The sequence below is a fragment of the Stutzerimonas azotifigens DSM 17556 genome (assembly GCF_000425625.1).
In the GTDB taxonomy this organism is placed as follows: Bacteria; Pseudomonadota; Gammaproteobacteria; order Pseudomonadales; family Pseudomonadaceae; genus Stutzerimonas; species Stutzerimonas azotifigens.
This window is the reverse complement of the sequence record NZ_KE384424.1, coordinates 34,910-57,548: the sequence shown is the minus strand read 5'-3', so window position 1 is coordinate 57,548 and position 22,639 is coordinate 34,910. Positions and strand designations below refer to the sequence as shown.

Here is a 22,639-nt window from a genome sequence, read left to right as displayed (position 1 = left end):
TTGGCTTGCAGGGTGGCGATGTCGAACGTGCGCTTGGCGATATCGATGCCGATGACGCGGGGCATGGAAACTCCTTCTATTGATCCAACGATCATCACTGCACTCGGCTCAACCTTGTGGATGCGAGCTCTCGCCAGCGGCGGGCTCTGGATACCGTTCGAGCTTCAAGAGTGAGTGTGGAAGGCCGGAGCAGTATCTACTTCACAGGCTCAGGGCCTCAGGGTGGGCACGGCTTCCTGACCTTCCCCCGATGATCAGTCGGGAACTATCACCCCGGATGGCGTGGTAGTCGAGATACAAGGGTGGACTTCAGCCCACCAATACAGGCCAACACCGGAGCGCACGACATGGTGGGCGCTACGAGATTCGGCGCCTTGAACCAATGCAGTCTTTTCCCGGAAGACTAGTGCCCGCCGAGCAGCGCGGCGTCTTCTTCGTCGACCGCCGCGCTCTTGCCCTGCGGCGGCTCCCCGCCGTCCAGCATCACCAGCTCGACATGGCCCGCGCGCATGTCGGTGCGCAGGTCGATCTGGCAGAAGCCATGGCGCTGGTAGAAGGCCACCGCGTCGCGGTTGCGCTGGTATACCGACAGCTCGAGGTGCCCTCCCGCCAGCCGCCTGGCCTCGCACAGCAGCGCGGTGCCGATGCCCTGGCCCTGCGCCTCGGGATCGACGAACAGGGCCGCCAGCACGTTCTCCTGCAGGGCGCAGAAGCCGAGCACCGTCCCGTCCCGTTCGTACACCCGTACATCGGCGCTCGGCAGGTAGTGAGTGCGCATGTCTTCGAGCTTGCCTTCCCAGAAGGCCGGCTCGATGAAGTCGTGGGCCTGCAGGGAGGCTTTCAGCCAGATGGCCAGAACGCGTTCCATGTCGGCGGGGGTGGCCGGACGTATCATGTGGCGACGCTCCTCTGTCGGGTCGGCCGCCGGTCGCGGCCGCTACCCTGCATTGGAGCCGTGCGCCGGCCGTGCCGTTCCGTTGCCTCAGCCGGCCAGTTCGGCGCGGAACGCGCGATAGTCGGCGGCGCAGCGTTCGGCGCACTCGATCATCGGCAGGTGGCCGATGCCCGGCAGGCGGATCAGCCGGGCGCCGGGAATCAGCTGCTGCAGGCGTTCGCCGCAGGCCACGCCGAGCAGCCGGTCCTCTTCGCCCCAGACGATCAGCGTCGGCACCGGCAAGCCCTCGACCCGCGCCTCCAGCGGGTCGCGGCCGAAGTGCTCGAAGGCACGCTGTTCGACCTCCCGGTTGGCGATGCGCGCCCGCGCCATCACCTCGAACACCGGCCGCGGCACGTAGGGCGGGTCGCTCATCAGCAGCGCGAACAGCCGCGCGTAGTCCTCGCCGCTGTCGACCAGCAGCGGATTGCGCCCGGTTCGTTTGAAGCTCTCCCACACCGGCTGGCGCGGCGCGCTGCGCACGCCGCCGGGGTCGAGCAGCCAGAGACTGGCCACCGCCTCGGGGTAGAGCGCGGCGTAGGTCATGGCGATATGGCCGCCCATGGAGCTGCCGCCCAGGTGCAGCCGCTCGATGCCCAGGGCACGGGCGAAACGACGGAGCCGCTCGGCCTGCGCCGGCGGGCTGTAATCGCCCTCGGCGGGCTTGGACGATTCGCCGAAACCGATGTGGTCGGGTATCAGCAACCGGTAGTACGAAGTGAGATGGGCAGCCACCCGGGCGAAGTTGTCCTTGCTCGAGCCGAAGCCGTGCAGCAACAGCAACGGCTCGCCTCGCCCGCCCTCGAGGTAGACGTATTCCAGGCCATCGTCCAGGCGCAGCCTGTGGCGCGTCAGCCCGGCCCGGACGCGCCCCTCTTCCAGCATGCGCCGAGCGAAGGCTTCCGGGGCCATCGCGGCCACCGTGTCGAGCATCCGCTGGCTGAGCTTCATGTGCGCGCCTCCGTTTCCACCAGCAGCGCCTCGAGCGCGGCGCGCAGGCGCGCCGGAATCGGCGTTGGCCGGTTGCTGGCGCGCTCGACGAACACGTGTACGAAACGGCCGGCGGCGCAGGCTTCCTCCTCGCCCTGCCTGAAGATCGCCAGCTCGTACTGCACCGAACTGTTGCCGAGCCGGTCGACGCGCAGCCCCACTTCGATCGGCTCGGGGAAGGCGATGGACGCGAAATAGTCGCAGCTGGAACTGACCACGAAGCCCACCACCTCGCCGTCGTGGATGTCCAGCCCGCCCTCGCGGATCAGGTAGGCATTCACCGCGCTGTCGAAGAAGCCGTAGTAGGTCACGTTGTTCACGTGGCCGTAGATGTCGTTGTCGTGCCAGCGCGTGGTGATCGGCTGGAAGTGCCGGTAGTCGGCGCGTCTGTGCTCGGGTAGCTGGGCCATGCGCAGGAATTCCCGGGTGAGTGGACGGGGCTGTCAGTAGGCGGCGCGATAGATGGCCAGGGCATCGGCCTCGGTGACCTCGCGCGGGTTGTTGACCAACAGGCGCTGCTGCAGCATCGCCTCGCTGGCCAGCTTCGGCAGCATGTGTTCCGGCACGCCGGCGTCGCGCAGCCGGGTCGGCAGGCCGACGCGCGCCGACAGCTGCTCGAATTCCTCGATCAGCTGCTCGGCATAGCTCGCGGGGTCGCCCCTGCGCAGCCGCTCGCCGAGGACGATCGGCGCCAGCTCGCCATAGTGGGTGGTGGCCACGCCGACGTTGAAGCGCAACACGTGCGGCAGCACCAGCGCGTTGGACAGCCCGTGCGGAATGTGGAAGTGCCCGCCGAGCGGATAGGCCAGCGCGTGCACCGCCGCCACCGGCGCGTTGGCGAACGCCTGGCCGGCCAGGCAGGCGCCGAGCAGCATGGCCTGGCGCGCCTCGCGGTTGCCGCCGTTGTGCACCGCCTCCTCCAGGTTGCCGGCCAGCAGGCGCAGTGCCTCGCGCGCCAGCAGGTCGGACATGGGGTTCTTCTTCAGCGCACTGGTGTACGCCTCGATGGCGTGGACCATGGCGTCGATGCCGGTGGCGGCGGTCACCGGCGCCGGCAGGCCGAGCGTCAGGTCGGCGTCGAGCAGCGCCAGGTCCGGCAGCAGCAGCGGCGAGACCACACCCATCTTGGTCGTCTCGCCGGTGGTGACGATGGCGATCGGCGTCACTTCCGAACCGGTGCCGGCGGTGGTCGGCACCTGGATCAGCGGCAGGCGCCGGCCCCTGGCGTTGCCTACGCCGTAGACATCATGCAGCAACTGAGTGCCGTCCGGATGCGCCAGCAGCGCCACCAGCTTGGCGACGTCCATCGAGCTGCCGCCGCCGAAGCCGACCACCAGGTCGGCGCGCCGCGCCCTGGCCTGTTCCACCGCGGCCAGCACCACCGATTCCGGCGGATCGGCCAGCACCTGGTCGTAGACGGCGACCGCCATGCCCTCGCTCTGGAACCCCGGCAGCACCCCGTCCAGCAGGCCGAAGCGGGTGATGCCCGGGTCGGTGACGATCAGCACCGAACGCGCCTCGCGCTCGCGGCACAAAGCGGCCAGGCGGCGCGACGCGCCCGGTTCGCAGATCAGTTGGGCGGTGGTGGCGAAACTGAACGGATTCATTGTTGCCTCCTTGTTGTTTTTGCGGACTGGCCGTTCGACGGAAGGGTCGCATCGAAAGCGCCCTCACCCCGTGCTCCCCCGCAGGGAGAGTACGTCTTTCCGTACAACGCCGAGCGCCGTTGCCGCCGGCCCCTCGCCCTGCTCTCTCCCCGGCGGGAGAGGTCGTCATTGCCGCAGGCGCATTGCGCCGGTTGGCGGAGGGGCTCGCCCGCAGCGGGCGCCCCCTCAGGCGCGCGCTTGCTGCAAATCCGCGAACGATTTGCCCTCGGCGGCCAGGCGCTCGATCAGCGCGGCCGGCTGCCAGTGCGCGCCGAAACGCTCCTGCAGTGCCAGCAGGCGGTCGCGGATGCTGGCGACGCCCTGGGCGTCAGCCCAGGCCATCGGCCCGCCCTTGTCCGCCGGGAAGCCGTAGCCGTTGAGGTACACCAGGTCGATGTCCCGGCTGCTGGCGGCGATGCCCTCCTCGAGGATCTTCGCGCCCTCGTTGACCAGCGCCAGCAACGAGCGCTCGACGATTTCCTCGGTACCGATCTCGCGTCGCCGGTAGCCCAGCTGCTCGGCGACCTGCTGTACCAGCGCGTCGACCTGCGGATCGTGCTCGGCCTGGCGGCTGCCCTCGGCGTAGCGGTAGTAGCCCATGCGGGTCTTCTGGCCGAAGCGGCCGAGTTCGCACAGGCGGTTGTCCACCTGCACCTCGGGCAGGTCCTGGCCTTCGCCGGCCAGCTGGCGGGCGCGCCATTCCAGGTCGATGCCGACCACGTCATACATGCGGAACGGGCCCATCGCGAAGCCGAAGCCCTGCAGCGCCGCGTCCACCTGGTAGGGGTAGGCGCCCTCCAGCAGCATGGCCCGCGCCTCGCGCACGTAGGTGGCGAGCATGCGGTTGCCGATGAAGCCATGGCAGTTGCCGGCGACCACCGCGACCTTGCCCATGCGCCGGCCCAGCTCCAGCGCCGCGTCGAGCACCGCCGGGGCGGTGCGGGCGCCGCGCACGATTTCCAGCAGTTTCATGATGTGCGCCGGGCTGAAGAAGTGCAGGCCCAGCACCCGCTCGGCTCGCCCGGTCACGGCGGCGATGGCGTCGATGTCCAGCGCCGAGGTGTTGCTGGCGAGAATCGCCTCCGGCTTCAGCGTGCGGTCGAGCTGGCGGAAGATCTCCTGCTTGATGCCGAGGTTCTCGTAGACCGCCTCGATCGCCAGGTCGGCCTCGGCCAGCGCCGCGTAGTCGGCCACCGCCCGCACGCAGGCGCGTCGGGTGGCCGCCTGCTCTTCGCTGATGCGCCCCTGGCGAACGTTGTGCGCATAGGTCTCGGCCACCACGGTCAGGCCCTGTTCGATCATCTCGGGATTGTTGTCCAGCCACAGCACCTCGATGCCGGCGCTGGCCAGGCTCATGACGATGCCACGGCCCATGGTGCCGGCACCGATCACGGCGACCTGGCGGATGGGCGGGACGGAAACGGGCGTGCTGCTCATGGAGGATCCTCGAGTTGTTGTTATGGGACGACATCTACTATTGGCCAAATCGCACGCCGTGGTAAGCCGTATTCGGCAGCTGAATATCGCCGCGCAGACCGGCGCGATCCTTCCGTCCGTCCACCCCGTACCGCGCGCTCAGCCGGCCTTGCGGTAGATGCTCGGCGCCCAGTAGCGGCGCATGATCAGGTGCAGCGGGCCGGACCAGCCGAGCCGGCGCAACTGGCGACCGATGAGGATGTTCATGATCCCGTGGCCGATCAGCAGGACGCAGCCGTGCGCCTCGGCGAGCTCGACCAGGCGCTCGGCGGCGGCCCGCGCACGGCGGTTGGACACCGCGATCGACTCGGTGTGGCGGGAGAGGCCGCAGAACCAGGCGCTGCGAAACAGCAGCCGCCAGGCGCGCACCGGCAGGCGCGGGAAATCCCAGTCGAGGTAGGGCAGATGGGCCTCGGCGAACAGCGGGTCGCTGGGCTGCTGGCGGTCATCGGTGAGCGCCGCCTGTGACTGCACGCAGCGCGACAGCGAGCTGCACACCAGCCGGTCGGCCGATTCGACGAGGCGGCGCAGCGACGCCGGCGCCTCGCCGACCACCACCTCGGCGGCGTTGTAGCGGGCGATCCAGTCCTTCATTTCGCGCGGCGTGCACCAGCCGGCGTGCGAGTGATCGGGCCGGCCGTGGCGTACCAGGATGATCTGCATGGGCGTTCCGGCAAGTGGCGCTGAACATCCGACAGCGCGGCGCGGCGGGCGTGCCGGTTTCATCGATCTGCCGGTGTGGTCGCCAGTTCCCTCGCATACTGCCGCGGCGGGACCGAAGGCGCCCTGGCATTTCAATGCACCCCGGGTTGCCGCCGGCGCGGGCCGGTCGGCAAGATGCACGCCGGCCGCCGGTGCCTGCGGCCTGTCGAGGAGCGATGCGATGATCGGAAAAATGCTGCTGGCGTTGTCGGCGGCCGGCCTGGGCCTGGCCTGGTACAGCGCTGGCCGGGCGCGCCGCGCCGAAGCCCGGGTACCGGTGGACGGAGGCTTCGTCGAGGTCGACGGCGCCCGCCTGCACTACCTCGACCTGCGGCCGGCCGCAGACGCACCGGCCAGGGGGCCGGCGATCGTCATGGTGCACGGGCTCTGCGGGCAGTTGCGCAACTTCACCTACAGCCTGGCCGGGGAACTGGCGCAGCGGCACCGGGTGATCGTGCTCGACCGTCCCGGCTCGGGCTATTCCAGCCCGGCGCCGGGCCCGTTTCCCGGCCTGTACGGCCAGGCGCGGCTGATCGCCCGGTTCATCGACGCCCTCGGCCTGGAGCGCCCGCTGCTGGTGGGCCACTCGCTGGGCGGGGCGATCGTCCTGGCGCTGGCGCTCGACCACCCCGGCTGCGTCGGCGGCCTGGCGCTGATCGCGCCGCTGACCCAGCCGGTGCTGGAGCCGCCGAAACTGCTCACGCAGCTGGCCATCGCCTCGGCGCCGCTGCGCCGGCTGCTCGCCTGGACCCTGGCGGTGCCGGTCGGCCGCCTGACCCAGCGCCGCGCCTTGCGGCAGGCCTTCGCCCCGGCCCCGGTGCCGGCGGACTTCGCCGTGCGCGGCGGCGCCGAGCTGGCCATGCGCCCGGGCAATTTCTTCGCCGCCTCCTCCGACCTGTGCAGCGCCGGCGTGGAAATGCCGCTGCTGGCGGCACGCTATCCCTCGCTGACGCTGCCGGTGGAGATCATCTATGGCCGCGGCGACCGCATCCTCGACCACCGCCTGCATGGCGAGCGGCTGCTCGGCCGGATCCCGCGGCTGCGGCTGGAACTGGTCGACGGCGGGCACATGCTGCCGGTGACCCACGACGCGCACCTGGCGCGCTGGCTCGAGGCCGCCTGGCAGCGCGCCGCCGACGAGGGCGCCGCGGCTCAGTCGTCGAATTCGTCGCGCAACAGCACGTATAGCTGATCCTGACGGTCCTCGACGAAGTACGTCTGCACGTCGCTGTTGGCCAGGCTCACCGCCAGCACATCGCCCGGAACCGGCTCGGTCGCCGCGTCGTCCAGGACGATGCGCGCCAGCACGAAGCGCTCGGGCGCCAGGTCGCCGAAGAAGGCCTCGCGCTCGGCCGCGTCCCACGCCTGCGGCGGCTCGAAGGGAGCGCCAATCAGCACCTTGCCGTCGCCCAGGTCGAGCTCTTCCTCGGGATCGCCCGGGTCGGGCCGGTAGAGCGTGCAGTCGGCGGCATCGGGATGGCCGCGCAGCGCATCGCGGGACAGGGCATTGAGGTCGGTGGGGTTCATCCGAGGGCTCCAGTGGTCGGCGGCGGAGAGTCTAGCCTTGTCGGGCGCGCCTGGGCGAGGCCGGGCTCAGCGCGGTACCGTGCCGACCTCGCGGCACACCAGCGTGGCCCGTACCTCGCCGCCGACGTATTCGTCCGGGACACGCATGATCACCTGCTCGGCCGGCTCGATGTCGCTGGCCGGCGAACTGGACATGGCGATTTCTCCCGCCGGGCCTTCGAAACGGCACGAGGCGGTTCGCTCGCCGCGGTTGGTGACCTTGACCGCCTGGACGCCGGTCAGCTCGAGCTTGCTCGAGGACACGCCGAGCGACTCGACATCCAGCGGCAGGCCGTCGATCCGGGTTTCGACCGGCAGATCGGCCGCGCCGACCGGCAGGGCCAGCAGGGCCGCACCGAGCAGGCAGATGGCTGTGGGTTTCATCGCGCCTCCGTGGTTTTGCCGTTGCAGCTTAGAAGGGAGGTCGCCCGTCGAGTTCGGCACGCTACCGAATCAATCCGCATCCATTCGTTTCGCGGTATCACCCTCGCCCTCCAGCGCGGCCGGGCGATCGGCGCGTTTGCCCAGCTGCCAGCCGAGCACGCCCCAGGCCAGCGCACAGCCGGCACCGACCAGGGCGACCAGCGCCGGCCCCTGGCCGAGCCCGTCGAGCAGGCTCTTCACCCAGCCGGAGACGGCATCGCCGCCGCGATAGACCAGCGTGTCGATGACGTTCTTCGCCTTGTATTTGCTCTCGGCGTCCAGCGGCGCGAAGAGCATCTCGCGGCCGGGGCGGACGAAGGCGTACTCGCCGATGCGACGCACCACCATCACCGCCGCCAGCACGGCGAAGGTCGGCGCCAGGGCCAGCGCCAGGAAACCCAGGCAGACCAGCGCCGGCACCGCCGCCAGCAGCACGCGGACGCCCAGGCGCTGGGCGATGCGGCCGGTGACGAACAACTGCGACAGCAGCGCGCCGGCCTGCACGACGAAATCGAGGCTGGCGAACACCCGCACCTGGGTCTCGCGGTTGGGGAACAGCCCGGCCACTAGCCGCGCCTGCTCGAAGTAGAGGAAGGTGCTCACCGTCGCCAGCAGCACCACGAAGCCGGCTACGCCCAGCAGGTAGGGCGAGCGCAGCACCCGGGTCAGGCCGCTGAAGGGGTTGCCGGGCACCGGCCGGCGCGGGCTCTCCGCCGGCGGCGCGCCAGGCCGTCCGGCCCCACCGAGCGCACGCCAGGCCATCAGGTAGTGCTTGAGCGCCAGCGCCACGCCGAGCAGCAGCGCGGCGATCAGGATCAGCCCGCCCTCGCCGGTCAGCGGCACCAGCAGGGCGCTCGAGGCCGGGCCGGCGAGCCCGCCGATGCTGGCGCCGGCGGCGATGAAGGCGAACAGCCGGCGCGCCTGGCGCGCATCGAACACATCGGCCATCAGGCTCCAGGCGACCGAGACGACGAACAGGTTGTAGACCGAAATCCACACGTAGAACACACGGGCCAGCCAAACCTCGTTCTCCAGCACCCCGAACAGGGCGGCGAACAGCAGCAGGTTGCTGGCGAAGAAACCGTACACCCAGTCGATGTAGTGCGCCCGCGGCACCCGCGAATTCAGCCAGGCGAACAGCGGCACCGCCAGCAGCATGCCGACGAAGGTGGCGGTGAACAGCCACTGCAGGTGCTCGACGCCGCCGGCGATGCCCATGGCCTCGCGGATCGGCCGCAGCATGAAGTAGCCGCAGAACAGGCAGAAGAACAGGGCGAAACCGGCGAGCGCCGGCAGCAGCTCGCCCGCTTCGGCGCCGATCAGGCGCGCCGCACGCGACGCCATCCGGCTCAGCCGAAGGCCGCCACGATCATTTCACGCTGCCGCGCGTCCGGCAGCCGACCCTGGCCGGCGCGCAGGTTCTCGGCCATGTAGCGCGGATTCGAGGTGGCCGGGATGACCGCGGTCACCGCCGGCTCGGCCAGCACGAACTTGAGCAGCAGCTGTGCCCAGGAGCTGGCGCCGAGCTCCACTGCCCAGGCAGGCAATGGCTGACCCTTGACCTTCGACAGCAGGTTGCCGCGGGTGAACGGGCGGTTGACCAGGGTGGCGATGCCCTGGTCGGCGCAGAACGGCAGCAGGCGCGCCTCGGCGTTGCGCTCGGCCACCGAGTAGTTGAACTGGACGAAATCCGCCTTTTCCTTGCGCAGCACCTCGATCAGCTCGTCGTGCGCGCCCTCGCGGTAGTGGGTGACGCCGATGTAGCGCACTTTGCCCTGCTCCTTCAGCTCGCGCAGCAGCGCGAGCTGGGTGGCGGTGTCCTGCAGGTTGTGCACCTGCATCAGGTCGATCACCTCGGTCTGCAGCGCGGCGAAGCTGTCGGCGATCTGCCGCTGGCCCGCCTCGCGGCCGGTGGAGGAGACCTTGCTGGCGAGAAACAGCTTGTCGCGCGCCGTCAGCCGCTGGCTCAACGCGCCGGCGACCTGCTCGGAGCGGCCGTAGCTCGGCGCCGTGTCGATCAGCTTGCCGCCGCCGTTGACCAGCGTGCGCACCACCTCCAGCAGCGGCTTGAGCGCCTTGTCGTCCTCCAGCGACACATCGAGGGTGCGTGAGGTGCCGAGGCCCACCGCCGGCAACAGCTCGCCGGTCGAAGGAATGGCCCGTTGCAACAGGCCCTGCTCGCTCACGGCGAGCGCCGGCAGGGCCGGGCCGAGTGTGGCGATGGCGGCCATCGCGGCCGTTCCCTGGATGAACTGGCGTCTGCTGGGCATGGACTCTCCTCGTTCTTGCTACGCCGGGGCGAATGGCCGCGCGTCGCGGGCACGGTCGGCGAATCCGGAAAGACTAGCCGAGTCCGGGCTCGACGTAACGGGTCGGCGGCAGCCGGCAGCCGGTCGCCGTCGCCGAACCCGGGGCGAGGCAGGACGTCCATACCCGCAGAACGCAAAGGGGAGCCCTTCCATGGCCAACGATACCCGCAACCGACCACCCGCCGATTCCGCGACCGCGTGTCCGCCGCAGCACCCGCGCGGCCGCCCGGAGAAGGAGCGGCGGCCACCCGAGCCCGACGCGGACAGCGATGAAGAACGCGGCGCCGATGGGGTTCCGCTGGACCATTACGCGGGGTGAGGCGTTCGTCCTTCGCGAAGGCGCTAGAGGGATGGGCCCTGCACAGGCCCTCCCCCCAGCCCTCTCCCGGAGGGAGAGGGGGATTGGTTCGGCGTGGCAGCGTGCAAGTCCGTTCGCGGTCAAGACCGCTCCCACGGGTTCGGGCCTGCCGCCGCGGTTGCTTTTCCCTTCTCCCCGCGGGAGAAGGTGGCCCTCAGGGCCGGATGAGGGAAGAAGTGCGCCTCACCCAGCCCGGAGAGGGGGCTGGTATCGATGCACGACACCGTGCGGGCCACGGTCGCAGGCAGAAGCCTGCTCCTACAGGTGCATAGCGCGCACAGGCAACGCCGCGGCGCGTTCCCTTCTCCCACGGGAGAAGGTGGCCCTCAGGGCCGGATGAGGGAAGAAGTGCACCTCACCCAGCCCGGAGAAGGGGGCTGGTATCGATGCATGACACCGTGCGTGCCATGGTCGCAGGCAGAGCCTGCTCCTACAGGTGCATAGAGCGAACTGGCAACGCCGCGGCGCGTTCCCTTCTCCCCACGGGAGAAGGTGGCCCTCAGGGCCGGATGAGGGCGGCCCGCCGGCACGCGCCACCCCGAACGAAAAAGCCGCCCGAAGGCGGCTCTTTCAGACAGCGGACAGCCTTACAGCTGCGGCCCGGCGTCGCGGATGGCGTCGGAGACGTTGAACTTCTTGAAGTTCTCGATGAACTTCTGCGCCAGCCCCTTGGCCGCTTCGTCGTAGGCGTTCTTGTCGGCCCAGGTGTTGCGCGGGTTGAGCAGGTTGGTGTCGACGCCCGGCACGGACTTGGGCACGTCCAGGTTGATGATCGGCAGGTGCTCGGTCTCGGCGCCGATCAGCGCGCCGCTCTGGATCGCTGCGATCACGCCGCGAGTGGTCGGGATGTTGAAACGCTTGCCGACACCGTAGCCGCCGCCGGTCCAGCCGGTGTTGACCAGGTAGACCTTGGAGCCGAAGCCGTTGATGCGCTTGATCAGCAGGTCGGCGTACTCGCCGGCCGGGCGCGGGAAGAAGGGCGCGCCGAAGCAGGTGGAGAAGGTCGACTTGATGCCGCTGCCCGAACCCATTTCGGTGGAGCCGACCAGCGCGGTGTAGCCGGACAGGAAGTGGTAGGCGGCCTGCTCGTTGTTCAGGATCGACACCGGCGGCAGCACGCCGGTCAGGTCGCAGGTGAGGAAGATCACCGCGTTCGGCTCGCCGGCGCGGTTGGCGTCGACACGCTTCTCGATCAGCTCGCGCGGGTAGGCGGCGCGGCTGTTCTGGGTCAGGCTGTCATCGGCGTAATCGGGCTGGCGGGTCTTCTCGTCGAGGACGACGTTCTCCAGCACGGCGCCGAACTGGATGGCCTTCCAGATCACCGGCTCGTTCTTCTCGGACAGGTCGATGCACTTGGCGTAGCAGCCGCCCTCGACGTTGAAGACGGTTCCGACACCCCAGCCGTGCTCGTCGTCGCCGATCAGGTAGCGGCTCTCGTCGGCCGACAGGGTGGTCTTGCCGGTGCCGGACAGGCCGAAGAACAGGGTCACGTCGCCCTCTTCGCCCATGTTGGCGGCGCAGTGCATCGGCAGCACGTCCTCTTCCGGCAGCAGGAAGTTCTGCACGGAGAACATGGCCTTCTTCATCTCGCCGGCGTAGCGCATGCCGGCGATCAGCACCTTCTTGGCGGCGAAGTTGATGATCACGCAACCGTCGGAGTTGGTGCCGTCGCGCTCGGGCGAGCACTCGAACTGCGGCACGTTGAGCACCTGCCACTCTTCCTTGCCGCTCGGGTTGTATTGCTCCGGGTTGATGAACAGGCAGCGGCCGAACAGGTTGTGCCAGGCGGTGCCAGTGGTCATCTTGACCGGCAGGTAGTGGTCCGGATCGGCCCCTACGTGGACGTGCGAAACGAAGTGGTCATTGCCGGCGGCGAAGGTCGCCACACGGTCCCACAGGGCGTCGAACTTCTCGGCCGGGAACGGGCGGTTGATGGCGCCCCAGGCGATCTTCGCCTGCGTGCTCGGCTCTTCGACGATGAAGCGGTCGGCCGGCGAGCGGCCGGTGCGATGTCCGGTCTTCACCACAAGCGAGCCGTTGGCGGCCAGTTCGCCTTCACCGCGACGGAGAGCTTCTTCGATCAACTGGGCGGTGCTGATATCGGTATAAACGGCTTGAGTGGCTTGTGTCATGAGTGTCCCCGTCGGCCCGCGGCCGGATTCCTCCTGAAGGTGTAGCGGCCGTTGCAGCCGACTACATCGAAAAAAGTGCCGGCGATTATGACAGAAAACGTCAGCACGCTGGTAAGAGCGCACGCCCAGGCAAAGGTTCAGCGCCGCGCTGGCGCTTTGACAGCCTCAGTGCCGGGTGCTGGACGGCGCCTCGCTGCCGCCCCCGGCGAACAGCTGGGCGATGTCGGTGGCGTCGAACTCGTAGCGCTGGTTGCAGAACTGGCAATCGATGGTGACCTTCCCGCCCTGTTCCTGCAGCAGCAGCTCGGCATCCTCCCGGCCGAGGCTGGCCAGCGCGTTGGCCGAGCGCTCGCGCGAGCAGCTGCAGCGGAACTGCAGCGGCAGCCGGTCGAACAGCCGCACCTGCTCCTGGTGGTAGAGCCGGCGCAGCACGGTTTCCGGATCCAGGCTGAGCAGTTCCTCGGCGGTGAGGGTGTCGGCCAGGGTGGTCAGGTGCTGCCAGTCGGCCTCGCGCGCCTCCGGGTCCTTGACCCGATCGGCCGGCAGCTGCTGCAGCAGGACGCCGCAGGCGCGGCGGCTGTCGGCGCTGAGCCAGAAGCGCGTCGGCAACTGCTCGGAGGTGGCGAAGTAGCCGGACAGGCAGTCCGCCAGGGTCGCTCCTTCGAGCGCGACGATGCCCTGGTAGCGCTGGCCGCGGGTCGGATCGACGGTCATGGTCAGCACGCCCTCGGGCATCAGCTCGGCGAGCGTCGCGCCGGGCTGGACCTGCTCGGCGTGGTAGCGGGCGATGCCGCGCACCTCGCGTGCGCTGGAGCACTCGACCATCAGCAGCGGCACCGCGCCGGCGGAGCGCGCCTGCAGCACCAGCAGGCCGTCGAACTTCAGGGTGCCGACCAGCAGCGCCGCGGCGGCCAGCAGTTCGCCGAGCAGCGCGGCGACCGGTTCGGGATACGGATGCTTGGCCAGCACCTCGGCGTAGCTGCGCTCGAGCCCGGCCCACTCCCCCCGCACGTCGGTGTCGTCGAAAAGGAAGCGCTGGGTGAAATCGGATTCGAGCATGGGGCGACCGTCCGGATTGATGGAAGGGGGAGCTGCGAAAAGGGACCGCATTCTAGGAGCAAAGTGACGGGGCAGGAAGGCGCCGTCAGTCGTGTTCGAACCGGAAGCGGTGCAGATCGCGGCGCTGCTTCTTGCTCGGCCGGCCGTCGGTGGCCAGCCCCAAGGCACCGGCCTTGCGCTGCGCCGCGGCCTGCTCGCGGCGGGCGATGCTGTCGGCGGTCTCCTCGTACAGCGTCTGCGCCTCCGGTGCGCCGCGGCGCACGCCGGACAGCGCCCTGACCACCACCGTGCGCTCGTCGAAGCCGGTGCGGATGCTCAGCTCCTCGCCGAGTTTGGGCTCCTTGCCGGGCTTGCAGCGCTCGCCGCGACAGTGCACCTTGCCGCCTTCGATGGCCGCCTTGGCCAGCGCGCGCGTCTTGAAGAAGCGCGCGGCCCACAACCACTTGTCCAGGCGGACCTTGTCATCGTCTTTTTCGCTCATTGCCTCACTCTTCGAACGCGACCTGGCCGTAGCCTGCAGCAGATGGATGCAGATGTCACACGGCCCCGACTAGAATGCGCGCTATTCGTCCGGAACCCCCTATGACGCTCGAGACGCACACCCTCATCGGCCTGCGGGAATGGATCGCCCTCCCCGACCTCGGCGTGGTCGGCCTGCGCGCCAAGATCGACACCGGCGCCAGCACCTCGGCCCTGCACGCCACCGACATCGTGCCGTTCGAGCGCAACGGCAAGCCCTGGGTGCGCTTCAGCGCGCACCTGGGCACGCTGGTCCAGCGCCGCCACCGCTGCGAGGCGCCGCTGGTGGCCTGCAAGACCATCAAGAGCTCCAACGGCCAGGTGCAGACCCGCTACGTGATCCGCACCCTGCTCGCGCTCGGCAGCCGCGCCTGGCCGGTGGAGTTCACCCTGACCTGCCGCAAGACCATGCGCTACCGCGTGCTGCTCGGCTCCAAGGCGCTGGTCGACGGCAACTGGCTCATCGACCCCGCGCGCACCTACCTGCAAGACAAACCCCAGATCCTGACTCCCGGAGCCTCATGAAAATCGCCGTGCTGTCGCGCAATCCGCGCCTGTATTCAACACGACGGCTGGTCGAAGCCGGCCAGCAACGCGGCCACGAGATGGTGGTGATCGACACGCTGCGCGCCTACATGAACATCGCCAGCCACAAGCCGCAGATCCACTACCGGGGCAAGCCGCTGGAGGGCTTCGACGCGGTGATCCCGCGCATCGGCGCTTCGGTGACCTTCTACGGCTGCGCGGTGCTGCGCCAGTTCGAGATGCAGGGGGTGTTTCCGCTGAACGAGTCGGTCGCCATCAGCCGTTCGCGCGACAAGCTGCGCGCCCTGCAGCTGCTCTCGCGAAAGGGCATCGGCCTGCCGGTGACCGGCTTCGCGCACTCGCCGGATGATATTCCCGACCTGATCCAGATGGTCGGCGGCGCGCCGCTGGTGATCAAGGTGCTGGAAGGCACCCAGGGCATGGGCGTGGTGCTAGCCGAGACGCAGAAGGCGGCCGAATCGGTGATCGAGGCCTTTCTCGGCCTGAAGCAGGACATCATGGTGCAGGAATACATCAAGGAAGCGGGCGGCGCCGACATCCGCTGCTTCGTGGTCGGCGACAAGGTCATCGCGGCGATGAAGCGCCAGGCCAAGCCCGGCGAGTTCCGCTCCAACCTGCACCGCGGCGGCACCGCCAGCCTGATCAAGATCACCCCCGAGGAGCGCTCCACCGCCGTGCGCGCAGCCCGGGTGATGGGGCTGAACGTCGCCGGCGTCGACATCCTGCGCTCCAACCACGGCCCGCTGGTGATGGAAGTGAACTCCTCGCCCGGTCTGGAAGGCATCGAGACCACCACCGGCAAGGACGTTGCCGGGATGATCGTGCAGTACCTGGAAAAGAACGGCGGGCCGAACATGACCCGCACCCGCGGCAAGGGCTGAGTCCCTTTCAATCCTGCCTGAGGGCATCGCGCGGTAGCAGCAGCCCCAGTGGCAGACTCACTCGCGCCTCCAGGCCGCCGCCCTCGCGGTTGCGCAATTCGACTATGCCGCCATGCTGCGCGGTGATGCGTTTGACGATCGCCAGGCCGAGCCCCGCGCCCTTGCCGCCGCGCGCGCGATCACCGCGGATGAAGGGATTGAAGATGGCGTCCAGCTCTTCCGGCGCGATGCCGCTGCCGCGGTCGAGCACGCTGAGCACCACATAGGGCGCCTGCTGGTCGCCGGACAGGTAGGCGGCCACCTCCACCGACGAGCCGCCGTAGCGCAGCGCGTTCTCGATCAGGTTGACCAGCAGCCGCTTGATCGACACCCGGCGCAGGGCGAAGCGCGGCATCGGCTGCAGATGCAGCTGCACCTGCTCGCGATGCTGGTTGTAGGGCGCGACCACCTCACGGATCAGCTCGGCCAGATCTGTATCCTCCACTGGCTCGTCGCGACCGTCGCGGACGAAGGCGAGGAACTGATCGAGGATGGCGTCCATGTCCTCGACGTCGCGGATCATCTCCTCGGTCAGCTCGGCGTCGCTGTTCATCAGCTCCAGCGACAGGCGCAGCCGGGTCAGCGGCGTACGCAGGTCGTGCGAGACGCCGGCGAGCATCAGCTCGCGCTCGCGCCCGGCCTGCTCGACGTCCTCGGCCATCTGGTTGAACGCCCGGTACAGCTCGGTCATTTCGCTCGGCGTGTCGCTGACCGGTAGCCGCACGCTGCGCCCCTGGCCGATCTGCCGGGCGGCGTAGACCAGGCGCTTGAGCGGCAGGTTCAACTGGCTGACGAACACCCAGGCCGCCGCGGTCGACAGCAGGCCAATGCCGAGGAACCAGCCGAGCACGCTCCAGATCCTCTGGCCGCTCAGCGGATAGGGGTACAGCGGCACCTCGACCCAGTCCTCGCCAAGCCGCGGCGCCTTGACCCAGAGCGACGGGGTCGGCTGGATGCGCACCCGCACCTCGGTCTCGGGCCCCAGTTCCTGCTGCATCTGCCGCTCGAAGATTTCCGAATAGGGCCAGTGGTATTCGCCCGGCGGCACCTGGCTTTCCCCGACCTGGCGCAGTCCCGCGGCCTCGGCGATGCGCACGCGCGTCTCCGGGTCGGCGACCCAGTAGGCCTTCAGCGTCAGCGCCGCGCCGTGGCTGTACTGGCGGTCGACGAGCATGTCCTCGTTCATCATCAGGTAGCCGAGCATCAGCACCTTGGAGAACAGCACGACGATCAGCACCATCCACAGGGTGCGCGCGAAGAAGCTCTGCGGGAACCAGAGGGGGGTTTTCATAGGGTAAAGGCCGGACGAGAGCGCTGGAGGCTTGAAGGCTGGAGGAGCAAACGCAACGCCCCACCCCGCTCAGCCTCAAGCCTCAAGCGCTTCTGTCGGCTCCTATTTGTTGCCATCAGGCACGAACACGTAACCGACGCCCCAGACCGTCTGGATGTAGCGCGGCTTGGACGGATCGGGCTCGATCAGCCGGCGCAGGCGGGAGATCTGCACGTCGATGGAGCGCTCCAGGGCGTCCCATTCGCGGCCGCGGGCGAGGTTCATCAGCTTGTCGCGGGTGAGCGGCTCGCGCGCATGCTGCACCAGTGCCTTGAGCACGGCGAATTCGCCGGTGGTGAGCATGTGCACCTCGTCGCCGCGCTTGAGTTCGCGGGTGGCCAGCGACAGCGAGTAGCCGCCGAAGGTGACCACCTGGTCCTCGCTGGCCGGCGCGCCGGGCACCTGCGGCGCCTGGCGGCGCAGCACGGCCTTGATCCGCGCCAGCAGCTCGCGCGGGTTGAACGGCTTGGCCAGGTAGTCGTCGGCACCCAGCTCCAGACCCTGGATGCGGCTGGCCTCGTCACCCTTGGCGGTGAGCATGATGATCGGCACCTGGTTGCCACCCTCGCGCAGCCGCCTGCAGGCCGACAGGCCGTCCTCGCCCGGCATCATCAGGTCGAGCACCACCAGGTGGAACAGCTCGCGCGCCAGCAGGCGGTCCATCTGCTCGGTGTTCTCCGCGGTGCGCGCGCGGTAGCCCTGTTCTTCCAGGAAGCGTTCGAGAAGACGGCGCAGACGGGCGTCGTCGTCGACGACGAGGATCTTTTCGCCCTCAGGGGCGGCGGCGGTGCTGCTCATGGAAACTCCCGGGAACTGGTGCGCGGCATTATGGCGTGCCGCCGCGTCGGTCATTGCCGGCCATTGTTAGCAGATTTTTCGTTGGAAGGAGGCTGAAGGCTGAAGGCTGAAGGCTGAAGGCTGAAGGCTGAAGGCTGAAGGCTGAAGGCTGAAGGCTTCCAGTGTGCCAAGCTTCGCCAAAACGCTGTCAAGCGCTTTCCCGCGCTTTTCGCCTCCAGCCTCCAGCCGCTTCTAGCCTACCACCTGCAGCCTCCCTTCCACCTTCACGGTGGGCTGAAGCCCACCCCATGGCAAGCGCGGGCACCATCCACCGCCCGTGCAGCCGGCCGCCGCGCTTTCCCCTATAATCCCGCGCTTTCCGGCCGGCTGGCCGCAATTCAAGCCCGCAGCAGGACCTCCATGAACAGTATCAACTCCCGCATCGCCGAAGAACTGGGCGTGCGCCCGCAACAGGTGGCCGCCGCCGTGGCCTTGCTCGACGAGGGCTCGACCGTGCCCTTCATCGCCCGCTACCGCAAGGAGGTCACCGGCAGCCTCGATGACACCCAGCTCCGCCACCTGGAGGAGCGCCTGCGCTACCTGCGCGAACTGGACGAACGCCGCGTCTCGATCCTCGCCAGCATCGAGGAGCAGGGCAAGCTGACCCCCGAACTCAAGCGCGAGATCGACCTGGCCGACACCAAGACCCGCCTCGAAGACCTCTACCTGCCGTACAAGCAGAAGCGCCGGACCAAGGGCCAGATCGCCCTGGAAGCCGGGCTCGGCGAGTTGGCCGACGCGCTGTTCGGCAACCCCGGGCTGGACCCCGAGCAGGAAGCCGCGCGCTTCGTCGATGCCGAGAAGGGCTTCGCCGACGTCAAGGCCGTGCTCGAAGGCGCCAAGTACATCCTCATGGAGCGCTTCGCCGAGGATGCCGACCTGCTGGCCAGGCTGCGCGGCTTCCTCAAGGACAATGCCACCCTGGCCGCCCGTGTGGTGGCCGGCAAGGAAAACGAAGGCGCCAAGTTCAGCGACTACTTCGAGCACGACGAGGCGCTCAAGGGCGTGCCTTCGCACCGCGCGCTGGCGATCTTCCGCGGGCGCAACGAGGGCGTGCTGTCGATCGCCCTGAAGGTCGGCGACGAAACCCCCGGCACGCTGCATCCCTGCGAGGTGATGATCGGCGAGCGCTTCGGCATTTCCAGCCGCGGCCGGGCCGCCGACAAGTGGTTGGCCGAGGTGGTGCGCTGGACCTGGAAGGTCAAGCTCTACACCAGCCTGGAAACCGACCTGCTCGGCGAGCTGCGCGACAAGGCCGAGGACGAAGCCATCTCGGTGTTCGCCCGCAACCTGCACGACCTGCTGCTGGCCGCGCCGGCCGGCCCGCGCACGGTGCTGGCGCTTGACCCCGGTCTGCGCACCGGCTGCAAGGTGGCGGTGGTCGACGCCACCGGCAAGCTGCTGGATACCGCCACCGTCTACCCGCACGCGCCGCGCAACGACTGGGACGGCACCCTGGCGGTGCTGGCCAGGCTGTGCGCCAAGCACGCGGTGGACCTGATCGCCATCGGCAACGGCACCGCCAGCCGCGAGAGCGACAAGCTGGCCGGCGAGCTGATCAAGAAGGTGCCGGGGCTCAAGCTGACCAAGCTCATGGTCAGCGAGGCCGGCGCCTCGGTGTACTCGGCGTCGGAGCTGGCGGCGAAGGAATTCCCCGACCTGGACGTGTCGCTGCGCGGCGCGGTGTCCATCGCCCGCCGCCTGCAGGACCCGCTGGCCGAACTGGTGAAGATCGACCCGAAATCCATCGGCGTCGGCCAGTACCAGCACGACGTCTCCCAGCTCAAGCTGGCCCGTTCGCTGGACGCGGTGGTGGAGGACTGCGTGAACGCCGTCGGCGTCGACGTCAACACCGCCTCGGCGGCCCTGCTGGCGCGCATTTCCGGCCTGAACGCGACCCTGGCCGGCAACATCGTGCAGTTCCGCGACGCCAACGGCGCCTTCCGGAGCCGCAGCGACCTGAAGAAGGTGCCGCGCCTGGGCGACAAGACCTTCGAGCAGGCCGCCGGCTTCCTCCGCGTGATGAACGGCGACAACCCGCTGGACGCCTCCGCGGTGCACCCGGAGACCTACCCGCTGGTGCAGCGCATCGCCCAGGACACCGGCCGCGACATCCGCACGCTGATCGGCGACTCGGCCTTCCTCAAGCGCCTGGACCCGAAGAAGTTCACCGACGAGACCTTCGGCCTGCCGACCGTCACCGACATCCTCGGCGAACTGGACAAGCCCGGCCGCGACCCACGCCCGGAGTTCAAGACCGCCGAATTCCAGGAAGGCGTCGAGACCCTCAAGGACCTCAAGCCCGGCATGGTGCTCGAGGGCGTGGTGACCAACGTCACCAACTTCGGCGCCTTCGTCGACATCGGCGTGCACCAGGACGGCCTGGTGCACATCAGCGCGCTGTCGGAGAAGTTCGTCAAGGACCCCTACGAAGTGGTCAAAGCCGGTGACATCGTCCGCGTCAAGGTGATGGAAGTGGACATTCCGCGCGGCCGCGTCGGGCTGTCCATGCGCATGAGCGACACCCCCGGGGAGAAGGTCGAAGGCCCCCGTGGCGGCGGCAATCCGCGCAAGGGCAAGCCCGGCGACCGCGAACGCGGCGCCCCGCGCCAGGACAACAACAAGCAGACGACGAACCCGGCCATGGCGGCGCTGTTCGCCAACGCCAAGCAACTGAGGAAGTGAACCGTGACCGCACGTGTTGAAGCAGTGGGCACCAGCAGCGCCTTCGGGCGCCTACTGGGACTGGAGATTCTCGAAGCCGAAAACGGCCAGGCCGTGCTGCGCCTGCAGATGCACGACGGGCTGCGCAACGTGCGCGGCAAGCTGCACGGCGGCGCGCTGTTCTCGCTGATCGACACCGCCATGGGCCAGGCCAGTCACAGCCTCAACGGCGGCGAGGCCAAGGCGGTGACGCTCGAGTGCAAGGTCAATTACATCCGCGGCGTGGAAGAGGGCGAGCTGCGCTGCCGCGCCTGGGTGGTGCACGACGGCCGGCGCACGCAGGTCATCGAGGCCGAGGTACACCAGGAAGACAAGCTGGTCGCCAAGGCGCAGGCCACCTTCGCCGTGCTCTGAGGGCGAACCCTTTGCGCAACCGCCTTGCCTAACGGCAGGGCCCTTTTCCCGGCGCCGGCGGGCCAGCGTCCCGCTCCGAAATCCACTTGTAGGGCGCTCGCCGCATCCCCATATTGGGCCGACTGACGCGTGAAGGAATCCACCCATTGAGCGATCTTCTCTCCCAACGCCTGGCGCTGCTGGCCGAGCCCCCCCATGTTTCGCTGCTGAACCAGTGCCTGCACGGGATCGAACGTGAATGCCTGCGCGTGGACACCCAGGGCCAGCTGGCCCTGACCCCGCACCCCGCGGCGCTCGGTTCCACCCTCACGCACCCGAACATCACCACCGACTATTCCGAGGCGCTGCTGGAGTTCATCACCGGCACCGCCAGCGACCCGGCGCAGACGCTGCAGGAACTCGAGGCGATCCACCGCTTCACCTACGCCAAGCTCGCCGGCGAATACCTGTGGAGCCCGTCGATGCCCTGTCCGCTGCCGGACGAGGCGCAGATCCCCATCGCCGAGTACGGCAGCTCCAACATCGGCCGGCTCAAGCACGTCTACCGCCAGGGCCTGGCGGTGCGCTACGGTCGGGCCATGCAGTGCATCGCCGGCATCCATTACAACTTCTCGCTGCCCGAGGCGCTGTGGCCGGTGCTGCAGGCCGCCGACGGCGACGATCGCAGCCCGCAGGACTACCAGTCCGCCCAGTACCTCGCGTTGATCCGCAATTTCCGCCGCTACAGCTGGCTGCTGATGTACCTGTTCGGCGCCTCGCCGGCGCTGGATGCCGGCTTCCTGCGCGGCCGCCCGCACAGCCTCGAACAGCTCGACGCCGACACCCTCTACCTGCCCTGGGCCACCAGCCTGCGGATGAGCGACCTGGGCTACCAGAACAACGCCCAGGCGGGCCTGACGCCCTGCTACGACGAGTTGCGCAGCTACACCGAGAGCCTGCACCGCGCGGTGACCACGCCCTACCCACCCTACGAGACCATCGGCACCCAGCGCGACGGCCAGTGGATCCAGCTCAACACCAATGTGCTGCAGATCGAGAACGAGTACTACTCGAGCATCCGCCCCAAGCGCGTCACCCGCCCCGGCGAGCGCCCCATCCGCGCCCTGCAGGAGCGCGGTATCCAGTACGTCGAGGTGCGCTGCCTGGACATCAACCCCTTCCTGCCGCTGGGCATCGACCTCACCGAGTCGCTGTTCCTCGACGCCTTCCTGGTGTTCTGCACGCTGGCCGACAGCCCGCTGCTGACCGACGGCGAATGCGGGATGAGCACCGACAACTTCCTCACCGTGGTACGCGAGGGCCGGCGCCCGGGGCTGACCCTGCAGCGCCGCGGCGAGCCGGTGGAAATGAAGACCTGGGCCGAGGCGCTGCTCGGGCAGATCCAGCAGGTCGCCGAGCTGCTCGACCGCGCCGGCGGCGACGACCTGCACCGCCAGGCGGTGATCGTGCAGCAGGCCAAGGTCGCCGATCCGTCGCTGACGCCTTCGGCGCAGCTGCTCGAACAGTTGCTGGAAAACCGCGAGAGCTTCAGCCGGTTCGCCCTGCGACAGAGCCTGGGGCACGCCGAGCTGTTCCGCCGCAAGCCGGTGGTCGGCGACGAACTGGCGCACTTCGAAGCGCTGGCGCAGCGTTCGCTGCAGGCGCAGCGCGACCTGGAGCAGCAGGACAGCGTCGACTTCGACAGCTTCGTGCGCGCCTACCAGGACAGCCTGGCGACACCACCGAGCGTCTGACCGCTGCAGGACACCCACCCTGCAGCGCGGAAAGCCCGAAAGCTCGCCCCGAGGGCGGGCCTCCCACAAAAGCAGCGGTGC

Annotated in this window: 22 protein-coding genes; 7 read left to right on the top strand and 15 right to left on the bottom strand. The window is 68.9% G+C overall.

The window, feature by feature from the left end:
• Nucleotides 1-403: 403 nt before the first annotated feature.
• The 6 genes from H610_RS24400 to H610_RS0122285 form a co-directional block, all read right to left on the bottom strand.
• Nucleotides 404-895, bottom strand: coding sequence for a GNAT family N-acetyltransferase (locus H610_RS24400; RefSeq protein WP_084166532.1), 492 nt, complete (start codon nt 893-895; stop codon nt 404-406).
• Nucleotides 896-982: 87 nt separating this feature from the next.
• Complete coding sequence (locus H610_RS0122305; protein ID WP_028241740.1) at nt 983-1,885, bottom strand: alpha/beta fold hydrolase; 903 nt, start codon at nt 1,883-1,885, stop codon at nt 983-985.
• On the bottom strand, nt 1,882-2,334 hold the full coding sequence (locus tag H610_RS0122300) for an acyl-CoA thioesterase (protein WP_028241739.1): 453 nt from the start codon (nt 2,332-2,334) through the stop codon (nt 1,882-1,884). Before H610_RS0122300 ends, H610_RS0122305 begins: the two co-directional genes overlap by 4 nt.
• Nucleotides 2,335-2,367: 33 nt before the next feature.
• A complete protein-coding gene (locus tag H610_RS0122295) occupies nt 2,368-3,531 on the bottom strand; it encodes an iron-containing alcohol dehydrogenase (protein WP_028241738.1) in 1,164 nt (387 codons plus the stop codon).
• Nucleotides 3,532-3,756: 225 nt separating this feature from the next.
• Nucleotides 3,757-5,007 (bottom strand): 3-hydroxyacyl-CoA dehydrogenase, encoded by a 1,251-nt coding sequence (locus H610_RS0122290; RefSeq protein ID WP_028241737.1) that lies wholly within the window; start codon nt 5,005-5,007, stop codon nt 3,757-3,759.
• A gap of 138 nt (nt 5,008-5,145) precedes the next feature.
• Entirely contained in the window at nt 5,146-5,709 is a 564-nt protein-coding gene (locus H610_RS0122285) for a histidine phosphatase family protein (RefSeq protein WP_028241736.1), read from the bottom strand.
• A 220-nt stretch (nt 5,710-5,929) separates the two neighbouring features.
• Between H610_RS0122285 and H610_RS24395 the strand changes: the two genes are divergently transcribed.
• Nucleotides 5,930-6,940, top strand: a complete 1,011-nt coding sequence (locus H610_RS24395; protein WP_201768390.1) for an alpha/beta fold hydrolase — start codon at nt 5,930-5,932, stop codon at nt 6,938-6,940.
• On the opposite strand, the gene H610_RS0122275 is transcribed toward H610_RS24395, so the two are convergent.
• The 4 genes from H610_RS0122275 to H610_RS0122260 all read right to left on the bottom strand — a co-directional run bounded on the left by H610_RS0122275 (nt 6,901) and on the right by H610_RS0122260 (nt 10,007).
• Nucleotides 6,901-7,275, bottom strand: coding sequence for a hypothetical protein (locus H610_RS0122275; RefSeq protein ID WP_043239383.1), 375 nt, complete (start codon nt 7,273-7,275; stop codon nt 6,901-6,903). The two genes, H610_RS24395 and H610_RS0122275, sit on opposite strands and share 40 nt — an antisense overlap.
• Nucleotides 7,276-7,341: 66 nt before the next feature.
• Nucleotides 7,342-7,698 carry a hypothetical protein gene (locus tag H610_RS0122270; protein ID WP_028241734.1) on the bottom strand — a complete coding sequence of 119 codons (357 nt, stop codon included), beginning with the start codon at nt 7,696-7,698 and terminating at the stop codon, nt 7,342-7,344.
• A gap of 69 nt (nt 7,699-7,767) precedes the next feature.
• On the bottom strand, nt 7,768-9,081 hold the full coding sequence (locus H610_RS24390; protein WP_051231925.1) for an NTP/NDP exchange transporter: 1,314 nt from the start codon (nt 9,079-9,081) through the stop codon (nt 7,768-7,770).
• A gap of 5 nt (nt 9,082-9,086) precedes the next feature.
• A complete protein-coding gene (locus tag H610_RS0122260; RefSeq protein WP_028241733.1) occupies nt 9,087-10,007 on the bottom strand; it encodes an aldo/keto reductase in 921 nt (306 codons plus the stop codon).
• A gap of 190 nt (nt 10,008-10,197) precedes the next feature.
• Here H610_RS0122260 and H610_RS25745 point away from each other — a divergent pair, with 190 nt between their 5' ends.
• A complete protein-coding gene (locus H610_RS25745; protein ID WP_161630490.1) occupies nt 10,198-10,365 on the top strand; it encodes a hypothetical protein in 168 nt (55 codons plus the stop codon).
• A gap of 626 nt (nt 10,366-10,991) precedes the next feature.
• On the opposite strand, the gene H610_RS0122255 is transcribed toward H610_RS25745, so the two are convergent.
• The 3 genes from H610_RS0122255 to hslR form a co-directional block, all read right to left on the bottom strand.
• On the bottom strand, nt 10,992-12,536 hold the full coding sequence (locus tag H610_RS0122255) for a phosphoenolpyruvate carboxykinase (RefSeq protein ID WP_028241732.1): 1,545 nt from the start codon (nt 12,534-12,536) through the stop codon (nt 10,992-10,994).
• A 165-nt stretch (nt 12,537-12,701) separates the two neighbouring features.
• The gene (gene hslO, locus H610_RS0122250; RefSeq protein WP_028241731.1) at nt 12,702-13,595 is read right to left on the bottom strand and encodes an Hsp33 family molecular chaperone HslO; all 894 of its coding nucleotides are present in this window, start codon (nt 13,593-13,595) and stop codon (nt 12,702-12,704) included.
• An 85-nt stretch (nt 13,596-13,680) separates the two neighbouring features.
• A complete protein-coding gene (hslR, locus tag H610_RS0122245) occupies nt 13,681-14,076 on the bottom strand; it encodes a ribosome-associated heat shock protein Hsp15 (RefSeq protein ID WP_028241730.1) in 396 nt (131 codons plus the stop codon).
• A gap of 101 nt (nt 14,077-14,177) precedes the next feature.
• On the opposite strand from hslR, the gene rimB reads away from it, so the two are divergent.
• Nucleotides 14,178-14,639: a retropepsin-like aspartic endopeptidase RimB gene (gene rimB / locus H610_RS0122240; RefSeq protein ID WP_043239380.1), complete on the top strand. Its 462-nt coding sequence runs from the start codon at nt 14,178-14,180 to the stop codon at nt 14,637-14,639.
• Nucleotides 14,636-15,541 carry a 30S ribosomal protein S6--L-glutamate ligase gene (rimK, locus tag H610_RS0122235; protein ID WP_028241728.1) on the top strand — a complete coding sequence of 302 codons (906 nt, stop codon included), beginning with the start codon at nt 14,636-14,638 and terminating at the stop codon, nt 15,539-15,541. The genes rimB and rimK overlap by 4 nt, the downstream gene beginning before the upstream one ends.
• Before the next feature lie 7 nt (nt 15,542-15,548).
• On the opposite strand, the gene H610_RS0122230 is transcribed toward rimK, so the two are convergent.
• Both H610_RS0122230 and ompR read right to left on the bottom strand, forming a co-directional pair.
• Entirely contained in the window at nt 15,549-16,871 is a 1,323-nt protein-coding gene (locus H610_RS0122230; protein ID WP_028241727.1) for an ATP-binding protein, read from the bottom strand.
• Between the two features lie 102 nt (nt 16,872-16,973).
• Nucleotides 16,974-17,708 (bottom strand): osmolarity response regulator transcription factor OmpR, encoded by a 735-nt coding sequence (gene ompR, locus H610_RS0122225; RefSeq protein ID WP_028241726.1) that lies wholly within the window; start codon nt 17,706-17,708, stop codon nt 16,974-16,976.
• Nucleotides 17,709-18,107: 399 nt separating this feature from the next.
• On the opposite strand from ompR, the gene H610_RS0122220 reads away from it, so the two are divergent.
• The 3 genes from H610_RS0122220 to gshA all read left to right on the top strand — a co-directional run bounded on the left by H610_RS0122220 (nt 18,108) and on the right by gshA (nt 22,558).
• Nucleotides 18,108-20,432: a Tex family protein gene (locus H610_RS0122220; protein ID WP_028241725.1), complete on the top strand. Its 2,325-nt coding sequence runs from the start codon at nt 18,108-18,110 to the stop codon at nt 20,430-20,432.
• A gap of 3 nt (nt 20,433-20,435) precedes the next feature.
• Nucleotides 20,436-20,825, top strand: coding sequence for a PaaI family thioesterase (locus H610_RS24385; protein ID WP_084166531.1), 390 nt, complete (start codon nt 20,436-20,438; stop codon nt 20,823-20,825).
• Nucleotides 20,826-20,971: 146 nt separating this feature from the next.
• Complete coding sequence (gene gshA / locus H610_RS0122210) at nt 20,972-22,558, top strand: glutamate--cysteine ligase (RefSeq protein WP_028241724.1); 1,587 nt, start codon at nt 20,972-20,974, stop codon at nt 22,556-22,558.
• Nucleotides 22,559-22,639: the final 81 nt, after the last annotated feature.